This window comes from uncultured Campylobacter sp. (genome assembly GCF_938018145.1).
In the GTDB taxonomy this organism is placed as follows: Bacteria; Campylobacterota; Campylobacteria; order Campylobacterales; family Campylobacteraceae; genus Campylobacter_A.
The window spans coordinates 1-3,088 of the sequence record NZ_CALIII010000408.1 but is presented as its reverse complement, the minus strand read 5'-3'; the positions used below and the strand labels follow the sequence as shown (position 1 = coordinate 3,088).

The 3,088-nt window shown below is 48.6% G+C and carries 2 protein-coding genes and 1 pseudogene; all 3 read right to left on the bottom strand.

What is annotated here, in order from left to right:
• Positions 1–238: 238 nt before the first annotated feature.
• Positions 239–1,342, bottom strand: coding sequence for a redox-regulated ATPase YchF (ychF, locus tag Q0338_RS09385; RefSeq protein WP_185898554.1), 1,104 nt, complete (start codon positions 1,340–1,342; stop codon positions 239–241).
• A complete protein-coding gene (locus tag Q0338_RS09380; protein WP_298086518.1) occupies positions 1,342–2,793 on the bottom strand; it encodes a leucyl aminopeptidase in 1,452 nt (483 codons plus the stop codon). Before Q0338_RS09380 ends, ychF begins: the two co-directional genes overlap by 1 nt.
• Positions 2,774–3,088 (bottom strand): annotated as a pseudogene (locus Q0338_RS09375) (DedA family protein); the annotation flags it as partial. The gene Q0338_RS09380 and the pseudogene Q0338_RS09375, both read right to left, overlap by 20 nt.

Genomic DNA, 3,088 nt, shown 5'->3' with positions numbered 1-3,088 from the left:
CTTTTTCAATTTTTTCCTTAAATTTAGCGCGAGCCAAATTTGGGCGGCAAAACCGCGCTGAGCTAAATTTAACCACGTTTTTAAAGACTAAAATTTAGGACGTAGTGTCGGCACGAAAAGGCGTCAAATTTATTTTGCTCACGTTTAGGCTCATTAGCTGCGCGGCATAAAACAGATGGCGTTCAAATTTAGCCAAAAATCGCTCGGCTATAAAGCCAAATTTGACCGATTTTGCGCCTTAAACGTTAAATCTAAAATGCATCACGTCGCCGTCTTGAACGACGTAGTCTTTACCCTCTAGGCGCATTTTGCCAGCCTCTTTGGCCGGGTTTTCGCCGCCGCACGCGATGTAGTCCTCGTAGCCGATGACCTCGGCTCTGATAAATCCCCGCTCAAAGTCGTTGTGGATGACGCTGGCGGCTTTTGGCGCTTTCCAGCCTTTTACGATCGTCCACGCGCGCACCTCGACGACGCCCGCAGTAAAGTAGCTGATCAAATTTAGCTTCGCAAATGCCGTTTTTATGATCTTTTCTAGACCACTCTCGTTCGTGCCTAGCGAGCTTAGAAACTCATGCGCCTCTTCGTCGCTAAGGCCTACTAGCTCCTCTTCGATCTTGGCGCAAAGCTTGATAACCTCGTGTCCCGAGCGCGCGGCAAACTCGCGAAGCGCCTGTACGTATTTATTATCCTCCGAGATGCCGTCCTCATCGACGTTTGCGCCGTAGACGACCTCTTTTGCGCTGAGTAGCCTTAGCTCTTTGTTTAAATTTATAAACGCGTCGTCGTCCTTGCCGCCGAAACTGCTCGCGCTTTTGCCGTCATTTAGGTGAGCTAGCAGCGCATTTGCCGTCTCTAGCGCCTCTTTTGCGCCTTTTGCGTTTGCTTTGGCTTCGCGGGTTAGGCGCTCGATTTTTTTGTTTAGCTGCTCGATGTCGGCGAGGATGAGCTCGGTCTCGATGATCTCGACGTCCCTGACGGGATCGACGCCGCCTTCTACGTGCGTGATGTTTTCATCCTCAAAGCAGCGCACGATATGCAAAATTACCTCGGTTTCGCGGATGTTTGAGAGAAATTTATTTCCCAGACCTTCGCCAGCACTTGCGCCCTTTACGAGTCCCGCGATATCGACGAATTCGATCGTGGAGTATTGGATTTTATTTGGATTTACGATTTTGGCTAGCTCGCCTAGGCGCTTATCGGGCACCGGCACGACGGCTTTATTTGGCTCGATCGTGCAGAACGGATAGTTCGCGCTCTCGGCGTTTTGCGCTTTCGTTAGCGCGTTAAACGTGGTTGATTTGCCTACGTTTGGTAGTCCTACGATACCTACTGCTAGTCCCATTACAGCTCCTTTGCCATAGCGCATAGATAATAAAGATTCATTCGCACGCCAGCTCCCGTCGCGCCTGCTTGGTTATATCCCCAAGCTTTTTCGGTGTATGCGGGGCCTGCGATATCTTGATGTATCCACTTGTCTTTAAATTCGTCTTTTATAAATTTATCTAGGAAAAGCCCCGCCGTGATCGCGCCGCCGTAACGGCTAGAGCCTGTGTTGCTGACGTCTGCGATCTGGCTTTTGATTAGCTCGCGCAGGTGCGGGTTAAACTCTAAAATCGTATTTAGCTCGCCGCTTTTTGAAGCTTTTGCCTTAAATTCAGCCTTTAGCTCCTCGTTGTTGCCCATTATGCCGCTAGTGTATTCGCCAAGACCGACCACGCAAGCACCCGTTAGCGTCGCCATGTCGATTAGCACGTCTGGTTTAAAATCCTGCGCGTAGCTAAGGCAGTCGGCAAGTACCAGTCGCCCCTCGGCGTCGGTGTTTCGCACCTCGATGCTAACGCCGCTGCGAGAGATCAGCACGTCGTCTGGTTTATAGGCGTTGCCGCCGATCATATTTTCGGTCGCGCCTAAAATAGTGTGAACTTCAAATGGCAAATTTAGCTCGGCCGCGCCTTTAATTATACCCATTGCCGCTGCCGCGCCGCTTTTGTCGGCTTTCATCGTTAGCATATAATCAGCCGGCTTTAAGCTAAGTCCGCCGCTATCGTAGGTTAGCCCCTTGCCGACGAAGATTACGCGCTTTTTCGCGCCTTTTGGCTTGTAAATAAGATGGATGAGACGAGGCGGATGGGCGCTGGCTTTGTTTACCGCTAAAAATGCGTTCATCTTTTCTTTTTCGAGGAATTTTTCGTCGTAAATTTTGCAGCTTAAATTTGGACTAGACTTAGCTAGATTTTGCGCCTCTTCGGCCATTTTTTGCGGAGTGTAGATTTCAGGTATTTCGTTTACGATATCTTTGGTGAAATTTGTCGCAGAGGCGATTATCTCGCCGTGAGTAAAGCCGTCCTGTGCGTCGTTTTCGCGCACGACCTCGCCGCTAAATTCCTCGCTGCTAAAAATAATCTCTTTTAGCGCGTATTTTTCTTTTTTTTCTTTGTATTTGTTAAATTCGTAAGCGCCCAGCAAAAAGCCCTCGGTTAGAGCCTGAAAGCTCATTTTTTGGCAACCTGCGACGTATGAGGCTAGTTTTAGGCTTTTTACGTTTAGCGATTTTACGGCGTTATAGGCCTTTGCCGCAGCTATGCGAAGCTCGTCGTAGCCAAGCTTGCTAAGCGGAACGTAGATCCTGCCGCTTTCTAGCAAAAGCAAGACGCTCTCGCCTTTGTAGTTGGCAAATTTAAACGCCTTTTCGTCTTTTATAAATTTATGTTTTAGGTTTTTATCTACGACGAAAATCAGCTCCAAATCGGCCTTGATTTCGTTTAGTTTTTTATTAGTGAGTTGAAACTGCACTTCTGTGTCTCCTATCGTTTAAAATTTTATTTTCTATGCGCCTAAAGCCGTAGAGCAAAATGCCCAAAAATAGCGCCACTACCGGCACGGCGACGTACCAGTGCTCTTTTGCTTTGTGCAGGATATCAAGTATGTGCTCGCCGAGGATCCACGCGGGGATTATCGTTATCGCAGCCCAGCACCAGGCGCTGATTAAATTTATAAAGGCGTATTTTTTCGCGCTATAGCCCGTTAGGCCGATGCACATCGGGATGATGACGCGAAAGCCGTACATGTAGCGCTGGATAAAGATGAT

Excerpts from the sequence above, each read along its gene's own strand:
- ychF (WP_185898554.1), bottom strand. The coding sequence starts at position 1,342 with ATGGGACTAGCAGTAGGTATCGTAGGACTACCAAACGTAGGCAAATCA.